Origin of the sequence: Eudoraea sp., from assembly GCF_049669105.1 — a bacterium.
In the GTDB taxonomy this organism is placed as follows: Bacteria; Bacteroidota; Bacteroidia; order Flavobacteriales; family Flavobacteriaceae; genus Eudoraea.
The window spans coordinates 1-2,858 of record NZ_JBATKE010000139.1; the positions used below are offsets into that span (position 1 = coordinate 1).

At 37.7% G+C, this 2,858-nt stretch carries 4 protein-coding genes; all 4 read right to left on the reverse strand.

The features are described 5' to 3' along the window. Positions 1 to 7: 7 nt before the first annotated feature. The gene (locus WBM60_RS11585; protein WP_424283110.1) at positions 8 to 346 is read right to left on the reverse strand and encodes an Hpt domain-containing protein; all 339 of its coding nucleotides are present in this window, start codon (positions 344 to 346) and stop codon (positions 8 to 10) included. Then, positions 347 to 958: a fumarylacetoacetate hydrolase family protein gene (locus tag WBM60_RS11590; protein WP_424261720.1), complete on the reverse strand. Its 612-nt coding sequence runs from the start codon at positions 956 to 958 to the stop codon at positions 347 to 349. A 19-nt stretch (positions 959 to 977) separates the two neighbouring features. After that, entirely contained in the window at positions 978 to 1,754 is a 777-nt protein-coding gene (locus WBM60_RS11595; RefSeq protein WP_424261718.1) for an exonuclease domain-containing protein, read from the reverse strand. Positions 1,755 to 1,935: 181 nt separating this feature from the next. After that, a partial coding sequence (locus WBM60_RS11600) for a dihydrolipoamide acetyltransferase family protein (protein WP_424283111.1) occupies positions 1,936 to 2,858 on the reverse strand: 923 nt, incomplete at its 5' end.

The following is a 2,858-nucleotide window of genomic DNA, read 5'->3' on the forward strand; positions in this document are numbered from 1 at the left end:
GCAAACATCAGAAATTAAAGTCTTTTTTAAGTTCCGAAATTACCTGGTGAATATCCTTTTTTAGTAAAGGAAATTTTTTCTCAATTTCTTCCTTGTTTTCAGGGTTTTTACCCAATGTTTCAATATCCAGGGCAATTATTCTGCTCTGTTCCATGCCCAATAAATCCACATTCGGCTTTATTTTATGTGCCAGTTTATAGACGTTTTCGTAATCACCATTTTCAATTGCCTTCTCAAGATCTTCAAGATCCTGGGGAACTTCCTCAAGAAATACAGAAATAACAGAGTTAATGAAATCCTCATCCCCTTCAGCCATCTCATTTATTTTATCCAAACTGTATATCATTTATTTAATATTTACGGTAAGTAACTCTTCACCTTCAAGCGTAGCCGAAAGGTAATCATTTGCACTTATTTTACCAACACCGGCAGGAGTTCCGGTAAAAATTATATCTCCCTTTTTTAACATAAAGAATTTAGATACATATGAAATTAGTGAATCTATATTCCAAAGCATTAAAGCTGTATTCCCCTTTTGGACAATAGTTCCATTTTTGGAAAGGGAAAAATTCAGATCATTCAAGTCTTTAAAATTCTTCTTATCTACCCATTTTCCAATTACAGCCGAACCATCAAAACCTTTTGAAATTTCCCAGGGAAGTCCTTTTTCTTTTAACCTGGATTGCAGATCCCTGGCTGTAAAATCTATACCAAGTCCAATTTCATCATAATAGGTTTGAGCAAATTTCTCATTGATATGTTTACCGACCTTTTTAATTTTTACCAAAACTTCTATTTCGTAATGGATTTCATTGGAGAAGTCCGGGATATAAAAATCCTGTTCCTTTGGAAGAACTGCAGAATCGGGCTTGATAAATACCACCGGATCTTTGGGCCTTTCATTGGCCAGTTCCTCTATATGATCCACATAATTACGACCAATACAAATGATTTTCATCTACAAATTCCTGATTATTTTAGCTCAATTTATTATTCAGCTGACTTAGTTTTATCTGAGTAAGTATCTTTTTTGTATACAGCGGAAAATCCGCATTCAGGATCCATCCAAAATAACCGGGCTCCTGTTCCAGTATTTCCAGCACTTTTTTGCCTTTGTGCTTGCCAAAGGAAAAAATTTCCTCATCGTCTTCATCAAAACTAATAAAGCCAGCAAAATCGGCAAATTTTCTATGGGTAGAGAATTCTGCCAGTTTCTTTACATTATTTTCCAATTCCGGATAGCGCTCCAACTGTGAAAGTAAAACTTCATATGTTGCGTTGGTATCGGCCTCGGCACTATGCGCATCCGTTAAATCCTTATCGCAATAAAATTTGAAAGCGGCGGCAAGGGTGCGTTTTTCCATCTTATGAAAGATGGTCTGTACATCTATAGAAGCCATGTTTTTAAGATCAAAATCTATATCGGCCCGTAACATTTCCTCCGCCAGCAAAGGAATATCAAAGCGGTCAGAATTAAAACCTCCCAGATCACAGTCCTTAATCATGGCATAAATCTCCCTGGAAAGTTCTTTAAACGTAGGCTCATTGGCCACTTTTTCATTAGAAATACCGTGAATTGCAACCACCTCATCAGGAATGGTCATTTCAGGATTAACCAGCCAGGTCCTGCTCTCTTTATTACCATTAGGATAAACTTTCAGAATAGAAATTTCAACAATTCGGTCCTTGGCGACATTTGTCCCCGTAGTTTCCAAATCAAAAAAACAGATGGGTTTGCTGAGTTTTAATTCCATTTTTGTGGGATAATTAGGCAAAGATAATTTTTAATACAAAGTTAAACAGCACTTAAAAACATATCTTTTAAGAGATTTTAAACAAAGGCAATGCAATTTTCATATCATCTAAAAGCATTAAAGTTCGTATTCTTGAAATGAAAGTCTAAAAATTTGATGTCTGGTATCTTCAAAAATCAGACTAAATCTCCCTATCCACGTCCCATGCCTCGAGGTAGTCGGCAACTGCCTTAACAAACATCCCGCCCAAAGCACCGTTTACTACTCTGTGATCGTAGCTGTGCGAGAGGAACATTTTGCTACGAATACCAATGAAATCACCTTCCGCAGTTTCAATTACCGAAGGCATTTTACGAATAGCCCCTAAAGCAAGAATCCCAACCTGCGGCTGATTAATAATAGGAGTTCCAAAAACACTTCCGAAAGATCCCACGTTTGTAACTGTATAAGTGCCGTCTTTTACTTCATCCGGTTTTAATGCATTGTTTCTTGCCCTGTTCGCAAGATCATTAACTACTTTGGCCATTCCAACCAAATTTAGCTGATCTGCATTTTTTATTACCGGTACGATCAGATTTCCATCGGGCAAAGCAGCAGCCATTCCAATATTGATATTCTTTTTCCTTATCACTGTTTCTCCATCAACGGAAATGTTAACCATTGGATATTTCTTTAAGGCTTTTGCAACTGCCTCCATAAAAATAGGCGTAAATGTCAACTTTTCTCCTTCACTTTTCTGAAAAGCATCCTTAACCTTATTCCTCCACGCAACTACCTTGGTAACGTCTACTTCAATAAAACTTTGTACGTGTGCTGAAGTAGAGATACTCTCTATCATATGATGGGCTATAAGCTTACCCATCCGCGTCATTGGAATAATCTCATCTTCGCCATTAGACTGTACCCTTGTGACCTGATGTGGCTCTGCACTAACAGTCGTTTCCTGCTTTACAGGTTCAGGCGCCCTGACAGGCTCCACAACCGGTTTAGGAACCTCAGTAATTTCGGGCTTCCCATTTTTTATATAGGCCAAAATATCATTTTTGGTAACCCTGCCTTCTTTACCCGTACCCTCTATACTATCTAGTTCTGCCGCTATTATAC

What these genes read in the sequence shown, in the direction of transcription:
- WBM60_RS11595 (WP_424261718.1), bottom strand. Translation starts at nt 1,754, where the DNA reads ATGGAATTAAAACTCAGCAAACCCATCTGTTTTTTTGATTTGGAAACT.
- WBM60_RS11585 (WP_424283110.1), bottom strand. Translation starts at nt 346, where the DNA reads ATGATATACAGTTTGGATAAAATAAATGAGATGGCTGAAGGGGATGAG.
- WBM60_RS11590 (WP_424261720.1), bottom strand. Translation starts at nt 958, where the DNA reads ATGAAAATCATTTGTATTGGTCGTAATTATGTGGATCATATAGAGGAA.